This is a genomic window from Vibrio sp. 2CM40D, from assembly GCF_023161825.1.
Classification (GTDB): Bacteria; Pseudomonadota; Gammaproteobacteria; order Enterobacterales; family Vibrionaceae; genus Vibrio; species Vibrio alginolyticus.
On sequence record NZ_JALNTL010000002.1, the window covers coordinates 109,952 to 133,476 of the forward strand.

The 23,525-nt window shown below is 47.2% G+C and carries 18 protein-coding genes; 12 read left to right on the plus strand and 6 right to left on the minus strand.

Going from position 1 to position 23,525, the window contains the following annotated elements; translation table 11 throughout:
- Window positions 1-13: 13 nt before the first annotated feature.
- Window positions 14-547 carry a YbhB/YbcL family Raf kinase inhibitor-like protein gene (locus MTF70_RS03900; RefSeq protein ID WP_005375444.1) on the minus strand — a complete coding sequence of 178 codons (534 nt, stop codon included), beginning with the start codon at window positions 545-547 and terminating at the stop codon, window positions 14-16.
- A 187-nt stretch (window positions 548-734) separates the two neighbouring features.
- On the opposite strand from MTF70_RS03900, the gene MTF70_RS03905 reads away from it, so the two are divergent.
- From MTF70_RS03905 to MTF70_RS03920, 4 genes are all read left to right on the plus strand, one after another.
- Window positions 735-1,526 carry a PhzF family phenazine biosynthesis protein gene (locus MTF70_RS03905; protein ID WP_054865850.1) on the plus strand — a complete coding sequence of 264 codons (792 nt, stop codon included), beginning with the start codon at window positions 735-737 and terminating at the stop codon, window positions 1,524-1,526.
- 210 nt (window positions 1,527-1,736) lie between these two features.
- Window positions 1,737-2,684: an HlyD family efflux transporter periplasmic adaptor subunit gene (locus tag MTF70_RS03910; RefSeq protein ID WP_154204424.1), complete on the plus strand. Its 948-nt coding sequence runs from the start codon at window positions 1,737-1,739 to the stop codon at window positions 2,682-2,684.
- Between the two features lie 4 nt (window positions 2,685-2,688).
- Window positions 2,689-3,615, plus strand: coding sequence for an ABC transporter ATP-binding protein (locus tag MTF70_RS03915; protein ID WP_054822160.1), 927 nt, complete (start codon window positions 2,689-2,691; stop codon window positions 3,613-3,615).
- Entirely contained in the window at window positions 3,615-4,712 is a 1,098-nt protein-coding gene (locus MTF70_RS03920) for an ABC transporter permease (protein ID WP_031778897.1), read from the plus strand. The genes MTF70_RS03915 and MTF70_RS03920 overlap by 1 nt, the downstream gene beginning before the upstream one ends.
- A gap of 109 nt (window positions 4,713-4,821) precedes the next feature.
- Here the strand turns inward: MTF70_RS03920 and MTF70_RS03925 are convergent, their stop codons facing one another.
- Together MTF70_RS03925 and fdhF are read right to left on the minus strand one after the other, a co-directional pair.
- On the minus strand, window positions 4,822-5,193 hold the full coding sequence (locus tag MTF70_RS03925) for a hypothetical protein (protein WP_005375433.1): 372 nt from the start codon (window positions 5,191-5,193) through the stop codon (window positions 4,822-4,824).
- A 362-nt stretch (window positions 5,194-5,555) separates the two neighbouring features.
- Window positions 5,556-9,794, minus strand: a complete 4,239-nt coding sequence (gene fdhF / locus MTF70_RS03930) for a formate dehydrogenase subunit alpha (RefSeq protein ID WP_248393854.1) — start codon at window positions 9,792-9,794, stop codon at window positions 5,556-5,558.
- 304 nt (window positions 9,795-10,098) lie between these two features.
- On the opposite strand from fdhF, the gene MTF70_RS03935 reads away from it, so the two are divergent.
- The 7 genes from MTF70_RS03935 to MTF70_RS03965 all read left to right on the plus strand — a co-directional run bounded on the left by MTF70_RS03935 (window position 10,099) and on the right by MTF70_RS03965 (window position 20,279).
- Window positions 10,099-10,521: a hypothetical protein gene (locus MTF70_RS03935; RefSeq protein WP_205461304.1), complete on the plus strand. Its 423-nt coding sequence runs from the start codon at window positions 10,099-10,101 to the stop codon at window positions 10,519-10,521.
- A gap of 135 nt (window positions 10,522-10,656) precedes the next feature.
- Window positions 10,657-12,048 carry a TolC family protein gene (locus MTF70_RS03940; protein ID WP_065275409.1) on the plus strand — a complete coding sequence of 464 codons (1,392 nt, stop codon included), beginning with the start codon at window positions 10,657-10,659 and terminating at the stop codon, window positions 12,046-12,048.
- Window positions 12,049-12,194: 146 nt separating this feature from the next.
- Window positions 12,195-13,913 (plus strand): efflux RND transporter periplasmic adaptor subunit, encoded by a 1,719-nt coding sequence (locus MTF70_RS03945; protein WP_205461302.1) that lies wholly within the window; start codon window positions 12,195-12,197, stop codon window positions 13,911-13,913.
- Window positions 13,914-13,915: 2 nt separating this feature from the next.
- Entirely contained in the window at window positions 13,916-17,125 is a 3,210-nt protein-coding gene (locus tag MTF70_RS03950) for an efflux RND transporter permease subunit (RefSeq protein WP_205461300.1), read from the plus strand.
- 76 nt (window positions 17,126-17,201) lie between these two features.
- Window positions 17,202-17,768, plus strand: coding sequence for a hypothetical protein (locus MTF70_RS03955; protein ID WP_064354568.1), 567 nt, complete (start codon window positions 17,202-17,204; stop codon window positions 17,766-17,768).
- A gap of 327 nt (window positions 17,769-18,095) precedes the next feature.
- Window positions 18,096-18,947 carry a carbenicillin-hydrolyzing class A beta-lactamase CARB-42 gene (locus MTF70_RS03960; protein WP_005375420.1) on the plus strand — a complete coding sequence of 284 codons (852 nt, stop codon included), beginning with the start codon at window positions 18,096-18,098 and terminating at the stop codon, window positions 18,945-18,947.
- A gap of 282 nt (window positions 18,948-19,229) precedes the next feature.
- Complete coding sequence (locus tag MTF70_RS03965; RefSeq protein WP_205461298.1) at window positions 19,230-20,279, plus strand: sensor domain-containing diguanylate cyclase; 1,050 nt, start codon at window positions 19,230-19,232, stop codon at window positions 20,277-20,279.
- 112 nt (window positions 20,280-20,391) lie between these two features.
- On the opposite strand, the gene MTF70_RS03970 is transcribed toward MTF70_RS03965, so the two are convergent.
- Window positions 20,392-20,544 (minus strand): hypothetical protein, encoded by a 153-nt coding sequence (locus MTF70_RS03970; protein ID WP_005375418.1) that lies wholly within the window; start codon window positions 20,542-20,544, stop codon window positions 20,392-20,394.
- Window positions 20,545-20,790: 246 nt separating this feature from the next.
- On the opposite strand from MTF70_RS03970, the gene speG reads away from it, so the two are divergent.
- Window positions 20,791-21,330, plus strand: a complete 540-nt coding sequence (gene speG / locus MTF70_RS03975; protein ID WP_005375417.1) for a spermidine N1-acetyltransferase — start codon at window positions 20,791-20,793, stop codon at window positions 21,328-21,330.
- Between the two features lie 47 nt (window positions 21,331-21,377).
- Here speG and MTF70_RS03980 read toward each other — a convergent pair whose 3' ends face one another.
- Window positions 21,378-22,175 (minus strand): hypothetical protein, encoded by a 798-nt coding sequence (locus MTF70_RS03980; protein WP_025768491.1) that lies wholly within the window; start codon window positions 22,173-22,175, stop codon window positions 21,378-21,380.
- A 176-nt stretch (window positions 22,176-22,351) separates the two neighbouring features.
- Window positions 22,352-23,437 (minus strand): outer membrane protein transport protein, encoded by a 1,086-nt coding sequence (locus tag MTF70_RS03985; RefSeq protein WP_025768492.1) that lies wholly within the window; start codon window positions 23,435-23,437, stop codon window positions 22,352-22,354.
- Between the last annotated feature and the right edge of the window lie 88 nt (window positions 23,438-23,525).

Consider the following 23,525-nt stretch of genomic DNA (forward strand, 5'->3'; position numbering starts at 1 on the left):
CCCTTATATTCAATTATCGCGTGTAAGTCGTGGTTAATGTCGCTTTACCCAAAGCAACACTATTCAAAGTAAACCCTACAATGGCTGGTGGCGTGTTTTCATCCAAATTCAGTTCTTCAGTTGGCAATGCCCACACCGTAAACTGGTAACGATGCATCCCATCATTCTTTGGAGGACACGCGCCGCCGAACCCCGTTGTGCCGTAGTCAATACGAGATTCTTTGCCGCCTAACTTGTTCATATCAATGCCTCGAGGCAGTTCGCTAACGGTGGATGGAATATTAAACGCTATCCAATGCCAAAAACCACTGCCTGTTGGCGCGTCGGGGTCATACACGGTGATCGCAAAACTTTTTGTGCCCTTTGGAGCTTCTTTCCACATCAATTGTGGTGATTGATTCCCGCCATCACATCCCCAACCAGAGTATTCAAATGTCTTCGCCATCGGGTGGCCTTCTTGAATATCTCTACTCACGAGTTCAAATGCATGGGCAGAACCGACCGCAAAAACACTCAATGCCAAAACTGATTTGTAGATCGCTTTCATGTTTTTCTTCCTTTCAATGAATTCAACACTAGTGTAAGTACCCAGCAGTCCGAATCCTTGTCAGTAAGTATCAAAAAACACAAAATAATCTATAATTTTGACACTTTAAGATTCTAACACAAATTTCTTACTCTCTTAATTGCACTTGGTTTATGCTAATTAATCGCTCACGGAACAAGGAAGGAAAATGGAATTGGATATCTACGTGGTGGACGCCTTCACCGATACGCAATTCAAAGGCAACTCAGCAGCGGTCGTACCGTTAGAGGAATGGCTAGCCCCAGAATTGATGCAAAATATCGCGACAGAAAACAACTTGTCGGAAACGGCTTTTCTAAAATCCATTGGCGCAAACCGATATGAGATTCGTTGGTTCTCTCCGATTACTGAAATCGATTTCTGTGGACACGCAACACTGGCCTCTTCGTTAGTTCTGTTTGATGAGTTTGGCATTAATGGCACGATTGAATTTCATACTCTGGAAGTAGGAACCCTCACCGTAGAGAAGAATGCGCAAGGTAAGATCGAGATGACGTTCCCTGCTCGTCCTCCAAAAGCCGTTTCTGATATTCCCTCGGCATTGATTGAAGGCCTAAGTTGCGATGTGGAACGCGTACTGCTTAGCCCTCAAGCGTATTTCGTGGTGGTCGGCAACCAGCAGGAGGTACTTGAGGTTCAATACCGTTCAGAGCACCTCAAGACACTCGCTCCTTACGATGTGGTCGTTACCGCGAAAGGTGATCAACAAGACTTTGTATCGCGTTACTTTTGGCCTGCAAATGGTGGTGACGAAGACCCCGTAACTGGCTCGATTCACGCTGGGTTAGCACCGTTCTGGGCAGAAGCGTTAGGCAAAGCATCACTGGTCGCTTACCAAGCTTCTCAGCGCGGAGGTATTTTGCACTGTGAAGTTACTGGCGAACAAGTAAGAGTATCTGGCGACGGCGTGCTCTACATGAAAGGCCAGATTTTTGTTTAAATGATATTCATGTAATCAACTTAAAAGAGCCAAGTAAAGCACGGCTTCAGCAGGATAAAGCCAGTTTCAATAATTAATCAATTGATGAATATTGAAGGAATTAACTTCCTAGCCGGACAAAACTGACTCACGTTACACTGAATGCAGTCCCACACTCTTCTATAGCTTGATACGAATTCGAGCTCACCTTCTTAGAGGAAGCGTCGCATGATGAAGCGAATCATTCTTGGCACCCTAGCCCTGACTCTTTTAGCTGCCTGTTCCAAAGATGACGGACAGCAAGCCCTTGGCACACTGGAACGTGACCGCGTAACCTTTACTGCAACCTCTAGCGAGATAATTCGTGCCCTACCCATCAAGGAAGGCAGCCAAGTCACCGAAGGAGAAGTGCTGGTTCAGCTCGATACAAAGAACCAAGAAGCCGTTTTAGCTCACGCCGTAGCCGAACAAGCCAAGGCTGACGCCTATCTTTTGAAATTGACCAATGGTGAGCGACCAGAAGACATTGCCGCAGCGCAAGCACGCGTTGCCAGAGCGGAAGCTCAATTGGTTGAAGCGCAAAAGAACTACCAACGTAAGGCGGAGTTAGTTCGTAAAAAACTCATCAGCCAATCAGAAAAAGACACCGCTTTAGCAGCCAGAGATTCTGCCCGTGCAGAGCTAGACTCCTCACAAGAAGAGTTCAGCAAACTGACCGCTGGCTCTCGTCCTGAAGATATTGAACAAGCAAAAGCCGCACTCATGGCAGCAAAAGCCGATGTGGCACTACAAGAACAGAAACTGGCAGAACTCACCATCACCGCCACGCGAGATGGCTTGTTAGATAACCTACCGTTTAACCTTGGCGAACGCGTTCCTGTGAATGGTGTAGTTGCTGTAATACAAGCCAGCCGCGTCCCATACGCTCGCGTTTACGTTCCTGCCAACTACCGAGTCGATTTTGTGCCGGGTAAAACGGTTAACGTGCATGTAGATGGCGTTGAGCAACCATATAGCGGCACCGTTCGTTGGGTTGCGACTGAGCCTTCATTTACGCCTTATTTCGCGCTTACCGAGGAAGAACGCTCGCGTTTGATGTACCTTGCAGAAGTCGACCTACAAGACTCAGCACAATCCTTGCCTTCGGGCATTCCAGCGCAAGTGGATTTGGTGGAGTAAGCCAATGACCGAATACGCGATTCAAGCTGAAAATGTAGTGAAGAAGTTTGGTGACTTCACCGCCATCAACAACATCACGCTCAATGTACCCAAAGGCAGTATTTATGGTTTTCTTGGTCCCAACGGCTGCGGTAAATCAACAACCATTCGTGTGCTGACTGGCTTGCTTAGCCCAAGTGAGGGCAACGTGGATGTGCTTGGGCTAGAGATCCCAAAACAATCTGAGCTTCTGCGCCTCAAGATTGGCTACATGACACAAAAGTTCTCCCTCTATGATGACCTGACAGTTCAAGAGAATCTTGAGTTTATTGGACAAATCTTTGGTATGGAAACCAAGGCTCTGAAAGCTCGCATCGAAGAACAACTATCCACCTACGGTCTCGACCAGCTGCGTAAACAGCGCGTCGGCGGAATGAGTGGCGGCCAGAAACAACGCTTGTCTCTCGCCGCAGCCACTATGCACAAACCAGAACTGTTGTTTCTCGATGAGCCCACATCTGCGGTTGACCCAGAGAACCGACGCGATTTCTGGGAGCAGTTGTTTGATCTCTCTGACCAAGGCACGACGATTTTGGTCACAACGCACTACATGGACGAAGCAGAGCGCTGTCATCGTCTGGCGATTATGGAAGCTGGGGAAATCCGCGCCGATGGTGAGCCAGAAGAACTCATGGCCCAAATGGGCGTTAACATCGTTGAAGTCAAAGCGGATAACTTACGCGAGCTAAAAGAGAAAGTCATTCGACGCGAAGAAGTCCGTTCTGCCGCACAGCTCGGCATTCGCTTACGCATTTTGATCCACCAGCACATCGAACAACCGATCGAATGGTTAACCCAAACCTTTCCTGAGCTTGATGGCTGCGAGATGAACATTGCTCGTCCTAGCTTGGAAGATGTGTTTGTCAGCGTTACGGGAGAAGGTCGCCAATGATGAAATCTATTGCCCGCATGAAAGCGGTGATGATCAAAGAGATCCGTCAGCTTTCACGTGACCGCATTACCTTTGGCATGGTCGTAATGATCCCCCTGATTCAACTTCTGCTATTTGGCTTTGCCATTAATACGGATATTCGCAACATTCCCGTTGGCGTCGTCGATCAAAGTGGCAGCACTGCCGGGCGCGTGATCACTGAGTCCGTCAAAGTCACACAAGTGGTCGATGTGGTCGAAACCTTCGCTACCGCTTCTGAAGCCGAGCAAGCCATTCAAGACGGTTTGGTGCGAGCGGCTTTAATTCTACCTAGCGACCTAACCCAACGCATGGTGCAAGGTAGAGAGCTTGGCCAGTGGATTGTGGATGGTTCAGACACCATGATCAGCTCAGCGATTCTCTCACTGCAAACCATGCCGTTAACGGATTTTGATTTTGAGATACGCCCTGCCCCAACCAAAACCTTTGAAGTTGCGCTGTATTACAACCCGAGTCGGCGCTCGGCGGTGAACATTGTCCCCGGTTTATTGGGCGTGATTCTAACCATGACGATGATCTTGTTCACCAGCGCAGCCATTGTTCGAGAACGGGAACGTGGCAATTTAGAGTTACTGATTACTACGCCAATCCACTCCATCGAACTCATGGTAGCGAAGATCATTCCCTACATCTTTGTTGGTCTGATACAGGTGTTTATCATTTTAGGCTTGGGTCATTGGATATTTGGTGTACCGATAAACGGCGCCATTAGTCAGATACTGTTTGGCACGCTGTTGTTTATCGCCGCGAGTTTAACCTTAGGTTTGGTGATATCCACCATTGCGACGACGCAGCTTCAAGCAATGCAGATGACGGTGTTTATTCTTTTGCCATCGATTCTTCTGTCCGGATTTATGTTCCCTTATGAAGGAATGCCCATCGCGGCACAATGGATATCCGAAGCGCTGCCTGCCACCCACTTTATGCGAATTATTCGTGGTGTGGTGCTGCGTGGTGCAGACCTCATGGAGCTATGGCGAGATACAGTTTGGTTACTTGGATTCACCGTTATCGGCCTTATTGTCGCTTCATTTCGCTTCAAAAAATCACTCGACTAATCCCACGATATTGCGTTCATTCCTTAAAAACAAAAATAGCCCCAACGAAGGGCTATTTTTTGTTTCTGTATTCATACACTGTGCTATCGAGCTCAACTCTCAGACAATATTAATAGTACTCACCGTAGGAACAATCTCGTAAATCGGAAATATTGTAGTTTTTCAAAGAGTTTATTTTAAAGTTGAACACTACCTGTTTACAGACAACGCCTTCGCGATCCGTATACGTGATAATACCTTCACTGTACGCACGCTGACCATCAGAGGATGTCACGTCAGCAACAAGTTCCAAATGGCCCTTATGCGCGTCTACGCGATTCATCATCTCAAACACATCTACCCACTCTTCGCGATTTGCCATTTGTATTAGCATGGACTTCGCCTGTGTTTCCAACTGCTGGGGGTATACATAATAACGGTTGTAACCAAAGTATGCGCACATAAGTAATAAAACGAGTGCAAATGAGGTTGTTCTTGTCATACAAGCTTCCTCTTGTTGTTATAAAAATCTTGCTTCGTTAATTCAGTATAGGAAGCGAGCAAAGTTTAGGTTATAGAACTTGCCCAAATAACAGAGGACAGTCAGAGACAGTCAATTCTATGACAAGCTCAACAACAAACTTTATTGCACTCTCATCATGGGCTTGAACAAAAATACGCCACAGAGACAGCAAGAAGTAAGAAGGGAAAACTAACCGGAGCGCGGTGATAACAGAAAAGTAAAAGGAGTTGGAAGAAAAAGACAATCGAGTGAATGTAGTGAGAGCGGAAATCAAGATTAGATTATCCGCCCATCAACTAGGCTCAAATTGTCAGTGCCCACAACAACGTGACTCGCCGAATTTAAACGTGTTGGTAACTATCTTCGAGAGACTCTGTCTGCGTTGTCTTTTCGCTCACTTCCACTTTAACCGCAGCGACCTTGAACTCAGGGATCTTCGCATGCGGGTCAGTTGCCGTTGTCGTTAGGCGGTTGACTGGCGATTCAACAAAGTGGAATGGAATGAACACCACTCCTTTTTGAATACGCTTAGTCACAAAAGCATCAATCTCAATGCTGCCGCGACGTGTAGACACCGTCAGACGCTGACCATTACTGATGCCAAGCGTTTCTGCGTCTTCCACGCTCACCATCGCGCGAGGGCCAGCAAGATTATCCAACCCTTTGGTCTTACGCGTCATGGTGCCAGTGTGGAATTGCTCAAGTACACGACCTGTAGTAAGCACCAGTGGATACTCTTCATCTGGCAGCTCAGCCGCATAACGGAACGGTACGCCCACCATTTGCCCTTTACCACGAGTAAACTGGGTTTGGTGCATGATGCGAGTACCCGCAGGGTTGTTCTTATTGCTCGGCCATTGCACACCGTTTGGCGTAATGGCGTCCCAACGAAGACCCGCGTATTGAGGTGTCACTCGTGCAATTTCGTTAGTGATATCAGACACACAGTGGTAGTCCCAATCACTGCCCATGGCATTGGCGATTTCTTGAATAATCCACCAATCTTCTTTTGCCTCACCCGGTGCCGTGACAACCGGATTCACACGCTGAACACGACGCTCCGTATTGGTGAAGTGCCCCGCTTTCTCTGCAAACGAGCAAGAAGGCAGAACCACATCCGCGTATTGAGCGGTTTCCGTTAGGAAGATGTCTTGAACAACCAAGAAGTCGAGCGCTTCTAAACCTTCAATCACATGCGCTTGGTTCGGGTCACTCAATACTGGGTTCTCACCCATGATGTACATACCACGAACGTCACGATGGCAAGCCGCGTCAATGATTTCTGTCAGGGTTAAACCTTGCTCAGAAGGCAGATTTGGTGCGTTCCATTCAATAGCAAACTTCTGTCGCACAATTGGGTTGTATACCTTTTGATAGCCCGGGAAGCTGTTTGGCAAAGCGCCCATATCACACGCGCCTTGCACGTTAGATTGACCACGTAGCGGGTTAATACCACCACCTTCAATACCGATGTTGCCACACAGCAATTGCAGGTTAGCGATAGAACGCACGTTGTCATGACCTGTCGTGTGCTGAGTAATCCCCATCGAGTAGTAAACAGCCGTACGATCTGCTGTACCGATCATGCGCGCCATTGCTTGAATGTCTTCGGCTTTTACGCCCGTAACCAACTCCACTTTATCGAGGTTATAAGCTGGTGACATCACTTCTTGCAGTAAGGTATCAAAGCCGTCGACACGTTCTTCGATGTACTCTTGATCGTACCAGCCGTTCTTAATGATCTGCTGCATGACACCGTTTAGGAGCATCACATCCGTACCCGGACGATGCGCCATATACAGCTCAGCATGCTCTGCCATATCGACACGTTTCGGGTCAGCCACAATCAAGCGAGCGCCGTGGTGACGAATTGCTTGTTTGATGTGTGAAGCGATGATCGGGTGCGCCGATGTGGTATCCGAACCGATAATAAAGATCACATCCGAGTGCTTAATGCTTGGAATGTCGTTGGTCATTGCACCACTACCGAGTGATGCCTCAAGACCGGTTACACTCGATGCGTGACACAAGCGCGCACAGTGATCGACGTTATTGGTGCCTAGTTCACGACGGACAAATTTTTGGAACGCGTAGTTGTCTTCGTTGGTGGTTTTCGCTGAAGAGAAACCCGCCAATGCGTTGCTGCCAAAATCTTGCTTGATGCCAGAGAACTTGCTTGCAATCAGTTGAATCGCCTCTTCCCAACTCGCAGGCTGCAACCAACCGTCTTTACGAATCAAAGGCGTGGTAAGACGCTCTTCACTGCCGATGAAATCAAAACCAAAGCGCCCTTTCACACACAGCATGCCTTGGTTCACTGGCGAGTCACCGCCCTTCACGTAACGAATCGTATTGGTTGCTTCGTCCACGAACATAGTCAACTTACAACCCACACCACAGTACGTACAAATGGTGTCGACCGCTTTCAGATCTTCAGTACGGCCTTGCGAACGGTCACGACTATCGACCATTGCGCCCGTTGGACACACTTGAACGCACGCGCCACATTGCACGCAGTTCGAATCACCCATTAGGGTTAAGCCATTCTTGTTACTTCCAAAGTGTGGACGATCGTCAGGACGTAATGCCGGACGACCTTGTTTATCGCACACGAAGTTCAGTACACCGTGTACGGCTTTGTCGCGGCACGCTTGGATGCACTGACCACAGCTAATACAGCGGTTAGCATCAAACTCAATAAACTCAGAGCTGCGGTCAACTTCGTACTTATGACGCAAGTCTTTCGCACGAAGATCTAACCAATCTTGATGCGATTTAATCTGCAAAGAGAAGTCAAAGCTTTGCTCAGCCTCATATTCGGTGGAGTAATCACGCAGCACACAATCAGTATTTGCCTGACAGCCACATTCTAGACAGCGCGCAGCTTCCTTCATTGCTTCTTCGTTATCAAAGCCCAACTCCACTTCAGCGAAGCTTTGCTCGCGTTGTGCTGGAGTCAGCTCAGGCATGATAGATCGAGCAACTTTCTGGATGTTCTCGAAGTGAAGCGGATCGACTTGAGAGAGCTTCTTCTCTTTGCGCGAGTTGAACGCCGCCTTTGGCATGTCTGCCATATCACCATTCAAAAACAGGTCAATGGCTTTTGCCGCAACGCGACCATCACCCACCGCTTCAACTGCCGTTGCTGGGCCGCGGCGGAAATCACCAATACTGAAGATGTTGCCCGTGCCAGTGTGCATGGTCTTTTCATCTGCATCTGAGGTGTTCCAACGCGTAAGCGGAATCGACAAATCTTCACCTTCGAGGAAGCTCAGGTCTGGCTTTTGCGATACTGCTGCAATCACGGTGTCGAACTCTTCGGTGAAGAACTCGCCAGTTGGTTTAGGGCTTCGACGACCAGATGCATCCGGCTCACCCAACGCCATGCGCTCTAGGCGAATCGCACTCACGCGTCCAGTTTCATCGGCAAGGTTTTCTGCCGGGTTGGTCAAGAAGTGGAATTTCACCCCTTCGTGTTCCGCTTCGACAATCTCGTAGTCTTCTGCCGGCATTTCGTCACGGGTACGACGGTAAATCAACGTGGTGTCTGCACCAGCACGACGCGCAGTACGAGCACAGTCAATTGCCGTGTTACCACCACCGATCACCGCGACTTTCTGACCCGTTACATAGTTTTGCTCGGTAACGTAATCTTTTAGGTAATCAACGCCTAAGTAGCAACCTTCAAGGTCACTGCCTGTGTAATGCATTTCGACCGCTTGAGACGCGCCGACCGCCAAACACACCGCGTCGTATTCTTCGCTCAATTGAGAAAGCGTGAAATCCACACCTAGCTTTTGATTGGTGTGAACTTGCATGCCATTGCGGCACATCAGTTCGATTTCTTTATCGAGAATGTCTTTTGGTAAACGGTATTCTGGAATACCGTAACGCAACCAACCGCCCGCTTTTGGCATGGATTCAAAGACCGTAACGTCGTAGCCTTCGTTCGATAGGTAGTAGCCAGCTGTCAGACCACCAGGACCACTGCCGACGACGGCAATGTTCAAACCTTTGCTTGGTTTCTTTTCTGGTACGTAGGCTTCATGCGCAGACAAATCCGCATCCGCGGCATGACGTTTTAGCTGACGAATTGCAATAGGCTCATCGACTAACGAGCGGCGACATTCACTCTCACAAAATGCCGGGCACACACGGCCAATCGATAACGGCATAGGCAACGTACGCTTAATCACTTCAATCGCTTTTTGATGATCGTTCTGTGCGATGTGATATAGGTACGACTGGATATCCACGCCCGCTGGACATGCTGTTTTACATGGCGCTTCACAATCGGCGTAATGATCCGTCATGATACGGTTAAGTGCTTTTCTGCGGTGCTCGCTTAATTGTTCTGATTGCGTGACCACATTAAGGCCGCGGTAAACTTCAAGTTCACACGCACGCTTAGTACCGCCGCTTTCGACTTCAACCACACACAAGTCACACGGTACTTTTTCATTACTTTTGTTCATTCCGCACAGCGATGGGATCTCGACCCCACACACTTTTGCTGCTTCTAAAAGGGTTAGACCCTCTTCTACAATTCTATATTTTCCATCGATGACAATTTCTATCATGCAACCCCCGCAGCAAAGCAAATCCAAATCTGCACAAGTAAAACCATGCATTCTATAAGGATAATCATTTGTAAGACAAGTTAGTGTGATGTAAAACTTATAAACCACATTTTTCACGTGTCATAAAAAGCGAGAGCTTCTTTCGCTAACTTTCAACACTCGGTGTTTAACAAACGTTTAAGTGCGAAAACAGAAGGGTTGGACTATTTTGATAATAAGAGTAATAAATGATTGACCTTACCCTTAGGTTAACCTTTAGAATCGAAGGGTTTTCATCATTTTCATCAAACACATGGGAAAGGGTATGCACTTAAAATCGCTGCATACAATCTGGTTAACTCTCTTCACGACGCTAGTGCTATTGGTATCTAGTGTGGCGAACAGTGAGCCGTTGATGAATATTCAAATGATGTCTATTGGCATGGCTCACCATCCTTCTATGATGAGTGACAGCGAACACTGCGGTATGCCTGGCATGATGGACGTCTCCATGACAGACGCTTCTATGTCCGAAGATGGCGATGCAAGAGAAACCAGCATGAACTGTGGTGGAGGCTCCGGCATGGTTCATACCTGCTGTACTGCCGCGTGTACGATAGTTTTCGTCCCCCTACCGAATCCTATCAATAGCCCAATGCCCGTCGTCTATCGCGCAACTATTACTCCTGAAGTTGCTTCCCCAGTCGTACACGTCAGCCGCGACCTATACCGACCTCCTATAGCCTAAATCCGTCCTAGCATTCGACCCTGCGCGTGTATCGCAGGTTGTTTTAATGCGCCTGAGCGATGAGGTAACAAGGCTTTACTGTTCCCGCAATAAAATCCGCACCTCCATCGATCCGGCGAACACTGGATTTAGATTATGGATATCAAACCATACCGCTTAGCTGCACCTATTTTTATGGTGGCTCTGGTCGCTGCGCCAACCTTGGTTAACGCCGCTGGTAAAGAGACGCACGCAGCGCAAAATTCCGCATCAAGTGAGCGAGCTTCAACGACCAAGCTTGCCCAACTGATCAACGTCGCTTTGAGTAACGATGGCAATCGTAAGCAATACTCTGCGCAATCTGCTGCCATGCGTGAAACGGGCGTCGCGAGCGCGACCTTGATGGACCCAAAACTGAAAGTGGGTTTTGGTGGCTTGCCTGTCGACAGCTTCAAATTCGATGAAGACCCAATGACCAATATCTCCGTTGGTTTAATGCAACAATTTGAGCGTGGGTCGACGCTTGATTTACAGCAGAAGAAAGCCAATCAACAAGCTGACGGCCTTGGGCTTCAAGTCCATGCTCGTGAGCTTGAGGTAGCCAACAGCATGACTCAACTTTGGTTAGAGCTTGGTTACCAGCAACGCGCGGAGCAAATCATGCTTGAGAACCGCAAGTTGATGAAGGAGATGGAAAGCTTTATTCAAACCAACTATTCGATTGGTAAGAGTGAAGCGCAAGACCTACTCAACGCTCAATTACAAGTCAGCAAGTTGGATGAGAAACTGCAAGCCAATGCACAAATGCAACGTCGTCTTATCTCTCAACTCTCCGAATGGTTGGGTTCAGATTGGTTGGCGAATGAACAGGCTCTGCACGCGAGCAACCAACTTAATTGGGACACACTGAACGGCAAACTTGCTGCTAGTCAGGGTTCCACCAAGCATTATCAACAACTCAGCCAACACCCGATGGTTAAGATGGCCGACGTCAGCATCTCTGCCAATAAAACTCAGGTGGAAATTGCTGAGCAAGCCTACAACCCACAATTTGGCGTCGAAGTAATGTACGCCTACCGCCAAGCCGACAACATGATGGGTGAGCCAGCATCAGACTTGGTCAGCGCTTACCTAACCATGGACATTCCGTTGTTTACGGGTGACCGCCAAGATCGCAATCTTGCTGCCGCTCAATACCAAGTTGGCGCGGCACAATCACAAAAAGACACCTTACTAACGCAGATGAATGCCAAGGTGAACACTTTGCTGGTTGATCGCGGCAACTTAACCCAGCGTTTAGAACGTTATCAATCCACCTTATTGCCTCAAGCGAAAGCGCGCATTCAAGCCGTTGAGCGGGGTTATCAAAACAACACAGCGCAGTTTAACGATGTGATTTCTGCCACGACTGACGAGTTGGCTCTGCAATTAGAGCAACAACGTCTGCTGACCGATCTCAACATCGCAAACAGCAATTTAGCCACCCTACTCGGTGGTTTCGACTACCAAGTGGCTTCACCGGAAGCTCGCTCTATTTCGACATATTAATTTGTGATTCCCCAAGACAGTTGGGGCTGCAGCTAGGCGGAAAACGAGAGAATCCCATGAGCATAGATCTGCTATGTGATTTGGGTGAACGAGAGCAGGCAACAACGCTGTAGCGTCAAATGTGAAGGGGAAAATAAGGTAATACAATGAAAACATTAAAAATTGCAACCATCGCGCTGATTGTTGGTGGTGCTTTAGGGTTTGGTGCTAATCATTTTCTTACGGGTTCGGCTCACGACATGAGTGCGATGGGTGGCGAACCTACTGCAAGCTCTAATGATCCGCTTTACTGGGTTGCCCCAATGGATCCGAACTACAAACGCGACAAGCCGGGTAAATCCCCAATGGGCATGGATTTGATTCCGGTTTACGCAGAAGACCTATCCGGTGAACAAGACGCACCGGGTACAGTGACTATTGACCCTTCAGTAGAAAACAACCTCGGGGTTAAAACCGCAAACGCGACACTACAACAGCTATCACCACGCATCGAAACGGTTGGCTATATTGCCTTTGATGAAAGTCTGTTATGGCAAACCAACGTTCGTGTGGCGGGTTGGGTAGAAAAACTCTACATCAATGCCGTCGGTGAGAAAGTGAAGAAAGGCGATGTGCTTTTCACGCTCTACTCTCCTGAACTGGTTAAAGCACAAGAAGAATTGCTAAATGCGTACCGCACTGGCCGCAAAGGTCTTGTAAAAGGCGCGACCGAACGCTTGGTAACGCTTGGGGTTGACCGCGCTCAAATCAAATCCATTACTCGTAGCGGTAAAGCATCGCAAACCATTGAAATCAAAGCGCCTGCTGATGGCGTTATCGCGAGCTTAAACGTGCGTGAAGGTGGCTATTTATCCCCTGCTCAAGCGGTGATCAGTGCAGGTCCTTTGGACAATGTTTGGGTTGATGCAGAAGTCTTTGAGCGTCAAGCGCACTGGATGAAAGCGGGTTCTCAAGCCACGATGACCCTTGACGCGATTCCGGGCAATGAATGGCAAGGTGTTGTCGATTACGTGTACCCAATCCTTGATCCGAAAACACGTACGTTGCGTGTGCGCCTTAAATTCCCTAACCCAGATGGCGCATTGAAGCCAAACATGTTCGCCAATATTGCCTTGCAGCCTGTTACTGACGACGCAGTATTAACGATTCCTAAATCATCTGTTATTCGCTCTGGCGGTATGACTCGCGTTGTTCTGGCGGAAGGTGATGGCAAATACCGTTCTGCTCGAATTGAAGTTGGCCGCGAAGCTGGAGAACAAATCGAAGTATTACAAGGGCTTAAGCAAGGCGACAAGATCGTTACTTCATCTCACTTCATGCTCGATTCTGAATCAAGCCAGTCGGCGGATCTGTCTCGCATCAATGGTGTAGAAGCGGCAGTAGAAACGGCATGGGCTAAAGGTGAGATCACGGATGTGATGAAAGATCACCGTATGCTGACCATCAACCACCAGCCTGTACCAGAATGGGATTGGCCGGGCATGGTAATGAACTTCACTTTCGCAGATGGCGTTGAGATGGGTGACTTGAAAAAAGGTCAGGCTATCGAATTTGAAATGCAAAAGACGGAGTCCGGTCAGTACCAAATCATCGACTATAAGGCAGACAACAGCGTCATTGCCGCAGAAGTTTGGCTAACTGGTGACATTAGCATGCTGATGGCTGATTTTGGCATGATCACCTTAAACCACCTACCGGTTGCAGAATGGAACTGGGATGCAGGTGAGATGAACTTCTCTGTGGGTGAAGATGTTGATCTATCGGGTTTTGAAGAAGGACAGAAAGTTCGGTTTCTAGTTGAAAAACAAGGATCTGACTACGTTCTTAAACAGCTAGTTCCTGCAACAATAGCCGTCGAGGGTTAATTATGATCAATGCAATTATTCGTTGGTCACTGAGCAACCGATTCCTAGTGTTGGTCGCGACCTTAGCCCTTGTATTAGGCGGACTTTACAGTGTAAAGAATACGCCTGTTGATGCGATTCCGGATCTTTCTGATGTGCAAGTGATCATCAAGACAAGCTATCCGGGTCAAGCTCCTCAAGTCGTCGAGGATCAAGTTACTTACCCACTCACCACCGCCATGCTTGCCGTGCCAGGTGCTGAGACGGTTCGTGGCTACTCTTTCTTTGGTGATTCTTACGTTTATATCATTTTCAACGATGATACCGACATGTACTGGGCACGTTCACGCGTGTTGGAGTACTTGAGCCAAGTAGCACCAAAGCTGCCACCGAACGCAAAACCAACCCTAGGTCCTGATGCAACGGGCGTGGGCTGGGTTTACAGCTACGTATTACAAGACAAAACTGGCAAGCATGATTTGGCGGATCTTCGCAGCCTGCAAGATTGGTTCTTGAAGTACGAATTGCAAACCGTTGATGGCGTTTCTGAAGTTGCGACCGTGGGCGGCATGGTGAAGCAGTATCAAGTGCAGATTGACCCTGCCAAGCTGCGTGCGTACAACCTCACTCTGCAACAAGTGAACATGGCAATCCAAAACGGTAACCAAGAAACCGGCGCGTCCGTTATCGAAGTGGCCGAAGCCGAACACATGGTTCGTACCACGGGTTACTTAACCAGCATTGAAGACATCAAATCACTGCCTCTCAAAGTCACCGAGAAAGGCACGCCGTTGCTATTAGGTGATATCGCAGACATTAACCTTGGCCCACAAATGCGCCGTGGTATCTCAGAGCTGAATGGCGAGGGTGAAGCGGTCGGTGGCGTTATCGTGATGCGCTTTGGTGAGAACGCCAGTGAAGTGATTGCGAAAGTCAAAGACAAACTCGCAGACCTACAACGCAGCCTGCCAGAAGGCGTGGAAATTGTTGCTACTTACGATCGCTCTACCCTTATCGATTCAGCGGTAGAAAACCTCTGGAAGAAGCTTGCAGAAGAGTTCATCGTCGTTGCGATTGTGTGTGCGTTGTTCCTGTTCCACATTCGTTCTTCATTGGTTATCGCTCTGAGCCTACCGGTTGGCATTCTCACTGCGTTTATCGTAATGCATTGGCAAGGCATCAATGCCAATATAATGTCCCTTGGTGGTATCGCGATTGCCATCGGTGCCATGGTAGATGGTGCAATCGTGATGATTGAAAACGTTCACAAGCACATTGAACGAACGCCACTTACCGACAAAAACCGCTGGCAAGTAATTGGCAAAGCCGCAGAAGAGGTTGGCGCACCGCTGTTCTTCTCATTGCTGATCATTACTCTTAGCTTCGTACCGGTGTTCGCCTTAGAAGGCCAAGAAGGCAAGATGTTCTCGCCGCTTGCGTTCACTAAGACTTACGCCATGGCAGCGGCAGCAGGTTTGGCGATCACACTCGTCCCTGTTCTTATGGGCTACTTCATTCGCGGTAAGATGTTACCGGAACACAAAAACCCAGTTAACCGCGGCTTGGTCGCGCTGTACCGCCCGCTGTTGAACACCAGCTTAAAATACCCTAAGACCATGATTGTTATCGCATTAGGTCTAATGGCATCGGCTTACTACCCAACCAGTAAACTGGGTAGCGAGTTCATCCCGCCGCTGGATGAGGGCGACTTGATGTACATGCCAACGACCTATCCGGGTATCTCAATTGGTAAAGCGCGCGAGCTTCTACAACAAACCAACAAGCTGATCAAAACCGTTCCAGAAGTGAAAACCGTATGGGGCAAAATTGGCCGAGCTGAGACCGCAACCGATCCAGCGCCACTCACCATGATTGAAACCGTGATTCAGTTGAAGCCACGCGACCAATGGCGCGAAGGGGTAACAACCGAGTCACTGCGCAAAGAGTTCGACAAGTTGGTTCAGTTCCCTGGTCTTACTAACGCTTGGGTAATGCCTATCAAAACGCGTATCGACATGTTGGCAACGGGCATCAAAACCCCTATCGGCATTAAGATCGCCGGACCTGATCTGAAAGTGATTGAGAAGATCGGTTCTCAGCTAGAGCCAATTCTTAATGGCGTACAAGGCACGGCATCGGTTTATGCAGAACGTGTAGCAGGTGGTCGTTATGTCACGATCGACATTAAACGTCGTGCAGCAGCGCGTTACGGCTTGAGCATCAAAGACGTTCAGCAGGTGATCTCCACTGCGGTGGGCGGCATGAATGTGGGTGAAACCATCGAAGGCTTGGAGCGTTACCCAATCAACGTTCGTTACCCACAAGACTACCGTGATTCAGTGGTTAAACTGCAAAACCTACCATTAGTCACACCAAATGGTGCTCGTATTGCGCTGGCTGATGTAGCGGACATTCGTTACGAAGACGGCCCTCCGATGATCAAGACGGAAAACGCGCGTCCAAACGGCTGGGTATTTGTCGACATCGATGATCGTGACCTTGGCTCTTACGTCGTGGAAGCACAGCAAGTCGTGGCTGATCAATTGGAACTTCCTGCGGGTTACTCACTGGCTTGGTCTGGTCAATACGAATACATGGAACGTGCGAAAGACCGCTTGAGTGTCGTGGTACCAATCACCATCGCCATTATTATGCTGCTGCTTTACTTCAGCTTCCGTCGCGTTGGCGAAGTGATGATCATCATGCTTACGCTACCACTCGCTATGGTTGGTGGTTTGTGGCTCATGCATATCCTCAACTACAACTTCTCGATTGCTGTTGGGGTCGGCTTTATTGCCCTCGCAGGCGTCGCGGTTGAAATTGGGGTCATCATGCTCGTCTACCTCAACCAAGCATGGCACTACAAAAAGCTGGATGCGGAAGAGAGCCAACAGAAGCTTGAGGCGAAAGACCTAACCGATGCCATTCGTGAAGGTGCAGGCCTGCGTGTCCGCCCAGTAATGATGACGGTACTGACGGTCATTATTGGTCTGATTCCGATCATGTACGGCGAAGGTACAGGATCAGAAGTAATGCAACGCATCGCCGCACCAATGATTGGCGGTATGGCATCGGCACTGCTGCTGACGCTGTTGGTACTTCCAGCCATCTTCAAGCTGTGGAAACAACGTGAGTTGCGCCCAAACAACTCAACTCCGAGCCAAACAAGCACGCAAACTGGCAACCAAATCGAAAACGCCGACAGCACAGATCGCACTGGCAACAAGGCTTAATCCCTACCTTCCCCTCAATCAATTCGTTTGGGGGGAAGCAACCAAGTTATTAATGAATTAAAACAAGGATATAAAAATGAAAAAGACACTAATCACTCTTGCTCTAGCCCTAACAACAACGACTGCGTTTGCCCAAATGGATCATTCAAACATGGACCACGCGAACATGGCTCATAGCAACATGAAGCATGAAAATATGGACCACGGCAGCATGAAGATGGACCACAGTAAAATGGACCATTCAAACATGATGGATATGCCGGGCATGTCGGCAGTAGGTATGCCAGCAAAAGGGGCAAAGCCAGACAAGGTGGTACACGTTATCTTGGGTGATGACATGACCATCAAGTTCAAAAAAGACGTTAAGATTGAGCCAAACGATGTGGTGCAGTTTGTAGTCATGAACACAGGTAAGATCAACCACGAGTTTACGATTGGTTCGGCTAAAGAGCAGCTAGAACATCGCGAAATGATGAAAACAATGAGTGGTGATCACATGCACGACTCGGGCAACTCTGTGACGGTCGAACCGGGTAAAGCGAAGCAGTTGTTGTGGCATTTCCACGGTGACAACAAGATTGAGTTCGCGTGCAACATTCCGGGCCATGCAGAAGCGGGCATGGTTAAAAAGATTGAACTGTAAGTAATTATCCAAATAGGCAAAAGGAGCTGATGATTCAGCTCCTTTTATGTCTCTGGAGCAAACTATTCGTTAGCTCATGACAAGGAATTCTGAGCCAGTGTCTCACGCTAAGATATTTTTGTGACCGAATCACTGACGTAATATATAAGCCAAACTACAGGCCTTGATAGCAACACTCTTCTCCCCATATTGAGACTGTTTAAGCGTATTGCGAAGAATCCTACATAAAATAGACATAGATTTAACAGTGCTTAGAGTATTGGCTCGTTATAGTTTACGTGACATCGCTATGGTGCGAACTAAAACTAAAATTGAAGAACACGATCCATGAAAAAGTTATTTTTGTTGGCTGGGCTAATGGTTTGCTCAACCCTAAGTTACGCGTCCCAACTGAATGAGGACATTTCTCTCCTCGAGCAACAAACCTCAAGCAGAATTGGGGTGTCAGTTTGGGATACCCAAGCAGACGAGCGTTGGGATTACCGTGGCGATGAACGCTTCCCACTCATGAGCACATTCAAAACCCTAGCTTGTGCCAAAATGCTAAGTGATATGGACAGCGGTAAGCTAAGTAAAAATGCGACCGCAAAAGTCGATGAGCGCAGTATCGTTGTATGGTCTCCAGTGATGGATAAGCTCGCAGGCCAAAACACACGCATAGAGCACGCGTGTGAAGCCGCTATGTTAATGAGTGATAATACCGCAGCCAACTTAGTATTAAATGAAATTGGCGGCCCTAAGGCCGTAACAATGTTTCTGCGAACAATTGGAGATAAAGCAACGCGCCTAGACAGAATAGAACCTCGCTTGAACGAAGCCACACCAGGCGACAGCCGCGACACAACCACACCTAACGCCATACTAAACACTCTTCGAACTTTGGTCGAAGGCGAAACGTTGTCTTATGAGTCTCGTGTACAATTAAAAATCTGGATGCAGGACAACAAAGTTTCAGACTCGTTAATGCGTTCTGTATTACCAACAGGTTGGTCTATTGCAGACCGTTCTGGTGCGGGAGGTCATGGTTCGCGTGGCATTAACGCGATTATATGGAAGGAAAATCATCGACCTGTTTACATTAGTATTTATGTCACAGAAACCGAGCTCTCACTTCAAGCTAGGGACCAACTCGTTGCGCAGATAAGTCAGTTGATTTTACAAAAGTACAAAGACAATTAAGTCACCACTCACCTGACCCTATTTGTATCCTTTTCTAGCCCTTCTATTCCAGAAGGGCTCATTCTGTACTTCCATCTTAAAAACACCACTTATTGAGTAATGACTTACTTATAAATAGGTATAAGATTTACTTATTTAGGGTGAGTTAACGCCCACATTAAGCAACCAAATGCACACAAACGGCGATAATTAAACCATACTCTTACCAAGAAGCACATTTTCTACAAAATAGCTTCACGTAATTTATTGTTGGTATTTGCAACATTGCCAAGGAGATGTCTATTGAGACTTGAAAGAACTTTTAACCCTGATGACTTATCGATGCAAAACATGGAAAGTCCGATATGTATGCCGATAGGGTTTGTTCACTTTTTAGCTCAATCGGAAACACTACAGCAAGTACTTGATACGGTGGCAGAATGGATAAATCGTATATTTAATTCTGACCGTGCGAGTATCACACTTTATGAAAACAATGATCATTTAAAGGTCTACTCTTTCTCTGGTAGTAAAGCGATTCCCGCTGAATTTTTAGTGCCCATTCATCAAGCGTTTGTTGGCCGAGTGTTCAAAAAGCAACAACTGATGATCTGCGACGATGTTACGCAATCTGATGAGATCGATTGTGTGATGCTCGCATCCAATGGTATGGGTACGTGTATGGACGCGCCTTTAATGCACGGTAAAGTCTGCCTAGGAACGCTTAATGTTGCGCATCATCAAACGCACATTTACACAAACGAACAAGCGGCACAGCTTCAGTGCATCGCTAATTGGATTGCTTTAAACATTGCCCTTCATATACAGATTATGAAAATGGAACACCTCGCCACGACGGATGATCTAACAGGTATTCCAAACCGCAGAGAGTTCATGCGACAAATCGAAAGCCGCCTAAATGAATACCGAACCCAGGGCATTGACTTCCATGTTGCTATTTTAGATCTCGACAATTTTAAAAGCCTCAATGACCGATTTGGTCATGACGCAGGCGATAAATCACTGATCCATGCAGTTAATACTATTAAAAGTCATCTACTTGATTGTGACTTACTTGCCAGAGTTGGCGGTGAAGAGTTTGCCATCGTATTAAGAAGTCGCTCATCACAGCAAGCTCTAGACACATTAGAAACGATTCGTAATGCACTAGAAACGACGACCGTTCAACATTCAGGTTGTGATATGAGCTTCACCGCGAGTATTGGGGTAACTCAAGTCTGTCGTCTCGACGACTCATTTGAACCACTCGTTAAACGCGCCGACTTAGCACTTTACAAGGCAAAAGAAACCGGAAGAAATCGCGTTGAGTTTCATATTGGTAAAGAAAGGTAGAAAAAATAAAAAAAGGTAGCGACTCATTGCGCTACCTTTTATCGATTCTAACCCGCTTAAAATAACTAATACGAACTTTAAGCCAGTTAAAAATAAGAATGAGCAAATTTAATTATGCTTTCTTAAGATCTTTAGCTGGGTAAGTTAGTGTTTTTTCGCCTGCTTTTACATGTGTGTAAAAACCGCCACTGCTTAAACCTGTAACAACCATTTCGCCAAGATCGATACCTTTAGTCGCTACTACTACGTCACCGATTGAAAACATATTGAATACCTTGTTTGTTTAGATTAAGACACTAAGTCGTTGCGCGGTATTTAATACGATATTAGGCAAAGCACCTAATCGAGTTTTTTATCGTAAAGATTAATTTATATTTGTCGTGAACTCTAAGTTTCCACATTGAAAATCACAGGATATTTTCCAAAAAAAGATGCGCTATTCTTGTGAAATACGGTAATATTTTCTAGCATCAAGTGCGGAGGTATTCTCCGCCCTCATTGGAGAAAAATGATGAAGAAAGGCCTAAAAATGCGTGCATTAGAACGTTCTGATTTGCGCTTTATTCATGAACTGAATAACAACCGAAATATCATGGCCTACTGGTTCGAAGAACCTTACGAGTCTTATGACGAGCTCGAAGAACTTTATCGAAAACATATACATGATGACGCTGAAAGACGTTTTGTCGTCGAAGATGAAGACGGCATCGTAATTGGCTTAGTTGAGCTGATCGAGATTAACTACATTCACCGCAGCGCGGAATTTCAGATAATCATCGCCCCAGAGCATCAAGGCCGAGGTTATGCGACAGAGATGATTAATCGTGCGTTAGATTACTCATTCTCAATTCTTAATCTACGTAAAATCTACTTATTAGTCGCAGTGGATAACGAAGTCGCTATTCACTTATACAAAAAGTGCGGCTTTATCGAAGAAGGTCACCTTGTAGAAGAATACTTTATTAACGGCGCTTACAGCGATGTTAAGCGCATGTATATATTAAAACACCAGTACCAGAAAAAGATCGAAGAAAACAACTCAATTCACTAGTTCATTCTATCAAAGTAAAAACGCAGCTATTTGGGCTGCGTTTTTATTTATTCAAATTGATATTGATATGATAATACGATGCGCTTGTCTACTTCATCCAAATAGGTGTTGTTGTCCATGACAAACGTCATTACGTTAAAAGAGTGGCGTTTGTTCACAAGGTAACCAAGGCCGATACCACCAAAGAAGCCTTTGTAGTTCTCTCCTTCACTGTTTTCTGAGCCGTAAGTGCCTGCAGCGAAGCTGATTAACGTCAGTTCTTTGGTAAACGATTTCAGCGCAAATGCACCAACGTAACCGCTGCTGCCTGAAGAGCTCATCATATTGAAGCCATTCTCTGCACTTGGAGTGCCCGTAAAGTTAGGCTCGCTACAGTGGCTACTTTCTGCACCGTCACAAACAGGAACATCACCAGTGTTGTACGTATAGCCTGCCATTGGGAAAATTTGGAAGCCTGCTGGCTCAATCCCGAAATAACTTAGCGGCATAAAGGTACCAACGCTGTAGTTGGTTTGATCCGCGCCGTTTACGTATTCATTTTTACCGAAGTTGAAGTTCACGATACCGATCGGAAACAACCACGAGCCACCAATACGCCACTCGCTCGCATCATCATTGATACGCAGGTTAATTTTGCGCGCTTGGTCAAGCGCAAGTGAGCCCGAGAATGAGATGTTTTGATCATCAAAATCGTAGTTGTTTGCGTAAGACGCGCCAAATTTCGTGATGACTTTTGTTGGGTCATCCGCCAACTTGTTTTTATTGTCTTTTACTCGATGCTCGGCACCATGAGCCAGCGTACTGACCAACAAAGTCGTACACACTAACGCTAGTTTATTTTTCATTTTTTAGTCCTTTGAGATGTTGAATACCCGCACTTAGCTGCGCAGATACTTTTTGAATCATCACTCACTGGATGTGACAGAAGCGCCCTAACTACCTTAGATGGCATGACAGCATCCAGTGCAGGTAGTTAGGGTAGAATGGCCTGTAAGGAAGGCGTTTTAGCGATTAGGAATGATTAGTTTTTCCAGTTGTAGCTCATGCTCATGAAGTACAGCGCAGGCTCATCAAAGCCCGCTTGGAAGCGTGGAGTTTCTGACGATTCCATCAAGATCGCTTCAAACGCGAAACCAATTGAGTTTTCTGAATCCAATTTGTAATCAATGCCTGTACCAATGCGGTACGCCTTGCCAGTAGGAACGGTAATGTCACCGTTTGATTGACTTTCATACATGCTGGTATCGAATGCAAAACCTGCATTCCACATCATTTTTTCATTCAGTTTGTACTGAGTACCCAATGCGATTTGGTAAGTGTCTTGTGTCTCTACGTTCAGCGTGGTTGTGTATTCGCTCCAGTCTTGCCAGTTCACGTTCCACATCACCGCTAGGTCATCATTCACTTCATGGTAAGCACTGAAGATCAGTTGTTGTGGAGCAATGGAGTTACTCTTGTCGAATTCAAATTCGGTTTCAGAAGAGTAAGACAGGCCAAGACGCGTGCCTGGTGTTGCTTCATAAAGCACACCTACTCGGCCGTTGAGCTGAGTATCTTGGTCTTCGTCATTGAAGTTCAAGGCTCCCTTCGTTTCCACTTCATACATACCGTACTGAATGCCAAGCGCCGCACCCACAGACCAGTGATCATTGATGCGGTAAGAAGCGGAAGGTTGAATGGTCAAGGCTTGCGTCGTTGCTGTAGGAATATCTAAATGATCACCCAAAAGACCTTCGTACTCGAGGCCAAGACCGTAGTTGCCATACAGACCAATACCCAGCGTCCATTTGTCGTTCACTTGTTGGCTGTAAAATGCCGACGCCATAGGAACAAAACCAATCACGTTGCCCGCATCGCCAGTCATCGTGTCTAGTTGCGCGTCACCGTAAAGGCCAATCAGGTTACCAGAGAAAGATTTACCAGAAACATTCGCCAGACCAGCCGGGTTTGCTGCCATTACTGAGGTATCTTGCGCACGAGCCGCCATACCAGCGGATGCCAAACCAATATCCGATGCTGTAGTTTCGTAAAGGTATAACCCACCCGCTTGCGCGGCAGCACACGTCAGTAGAGAGCTCGCTACGACGATTTTTGAAAGATTTTTCATGCTAAAACCTATTATTGTTAGGGGAACCCACGCTGCGACGGTGGTTGTATATCAATGCAAGGCATTGGCCAATCGCACACAGCGTGGG

Coding starts and splice junctions, on each gene's coding strand:
- MTF70_RS03900 (WP_005375444.1), bottom strand. CDS start 547: ATGAAAGCGATCTACAAATCAGTTTTGGCATTGAGTGTTTTTGCGGTC.
- MTF70_RS03905 (WP_054865850.1), top strand. CDS start 735: ATGGAATTGGATATCTACGTGGTGGACGCCTTCACCGATACGCAATTC.
- MTF70_RS03910 (WP_154204424.1), top strand. CDS start 1,737: ATGAAGCGAATCATTCTTGGCACCCTAGCCCTGACTCTTTTAGCTGCC.
- MTF70_RS03915 (WP_054822160.1), top strand. CDS start 2,689: ATGACCGAATACGCGATTCAAGCTGAAAATGTAGTGAAGAAGTTTGGT.
- MTF70_RS03920 (WP_031778897.1), top strand. CDS start 3,615: ATGAAATCTATTGCCCGCATGAAAGCGGTGATGATCAAAGAGATCCGT.
- MTF70_RS03925 (WP_005375433.1), bottom strand. CDS start 5,193: ATGACAAGAACAACCTCATTTGCACTCGTTTTATTACTTATGTGCGCA.
- fdhF (WP_248393854.1), bottom strand. CDS start 9,794: ATGATAGAAATTGTCATCGATGGAAAATATAGAATTGTAGAAGAGGGT.
- MTF70_RS03935 (WP_205461304.1), top strand. CDS start 10,099: ATGCACTTAAAATCGCTGCATACAATCTGGTTAACTCTCTTCACGACG.
- MTF70_RS03940 (WP_065275409.1), top strand. CDS start 10,657: ATGGATATCAAACCATACCGCTTAGCTGCACCTATTTTTATGGTGGCT.
- MTF70_RS03945 (WP_205461302.1), top strand. CDS start 12,195: ATGAAAACATTAAAAATTGCAACCATCGCGCTGATTGTTGGTGGTGCT.
- MTF70_RS03950 (WP_205461300.1), top strand. CDS start 13,916: ATGATCAATGCAATTATTCGTTGGTCACTGAGCAACCGATTCCTAGTG.
- MTF70_RS03955 (WP_064354568.1), top strand. CDS start 17,202: ATGAAAAAGACACTAATCACTCTTGCTCTAGCCCTAACAACAACGACT.
- MTF70_RS03960 (WP_005375420.1), top strand. CDS start 18,096: ATGAAAAAGTTATTTTTGTTGGCTGGGCTAATGGTTTGCTCAACCCTA.
- MTF70_RS03970 (WP_005375418.1), bottom strand. CDS start 20,544: ATGTTTTCAATCGGTGACGTAGTAGTAGCGACTAAAGGTATCGATCTT.
- speG (WP_005375417.1), top strand. CDS start 20,791: ATGAAGAAAGGCCTAAAAATGCGTGCATTAGAACGTTCTGATTTGCGC.
- MTF70_RS03980 (WP_025768491.1), bottom strand. CDS start 22,175: ATGAAAAATAAACTAGCGTTAGTGTGTACGACTTTGTTGGTCAGTACG.
- MTF70_RS03985 (WP_025768492.1), bottom strand. CDS start 23,437: ATGAAAAATCTTTCAAAAATCGTCGTAGCGAGCTCTCTACTGACGTGT.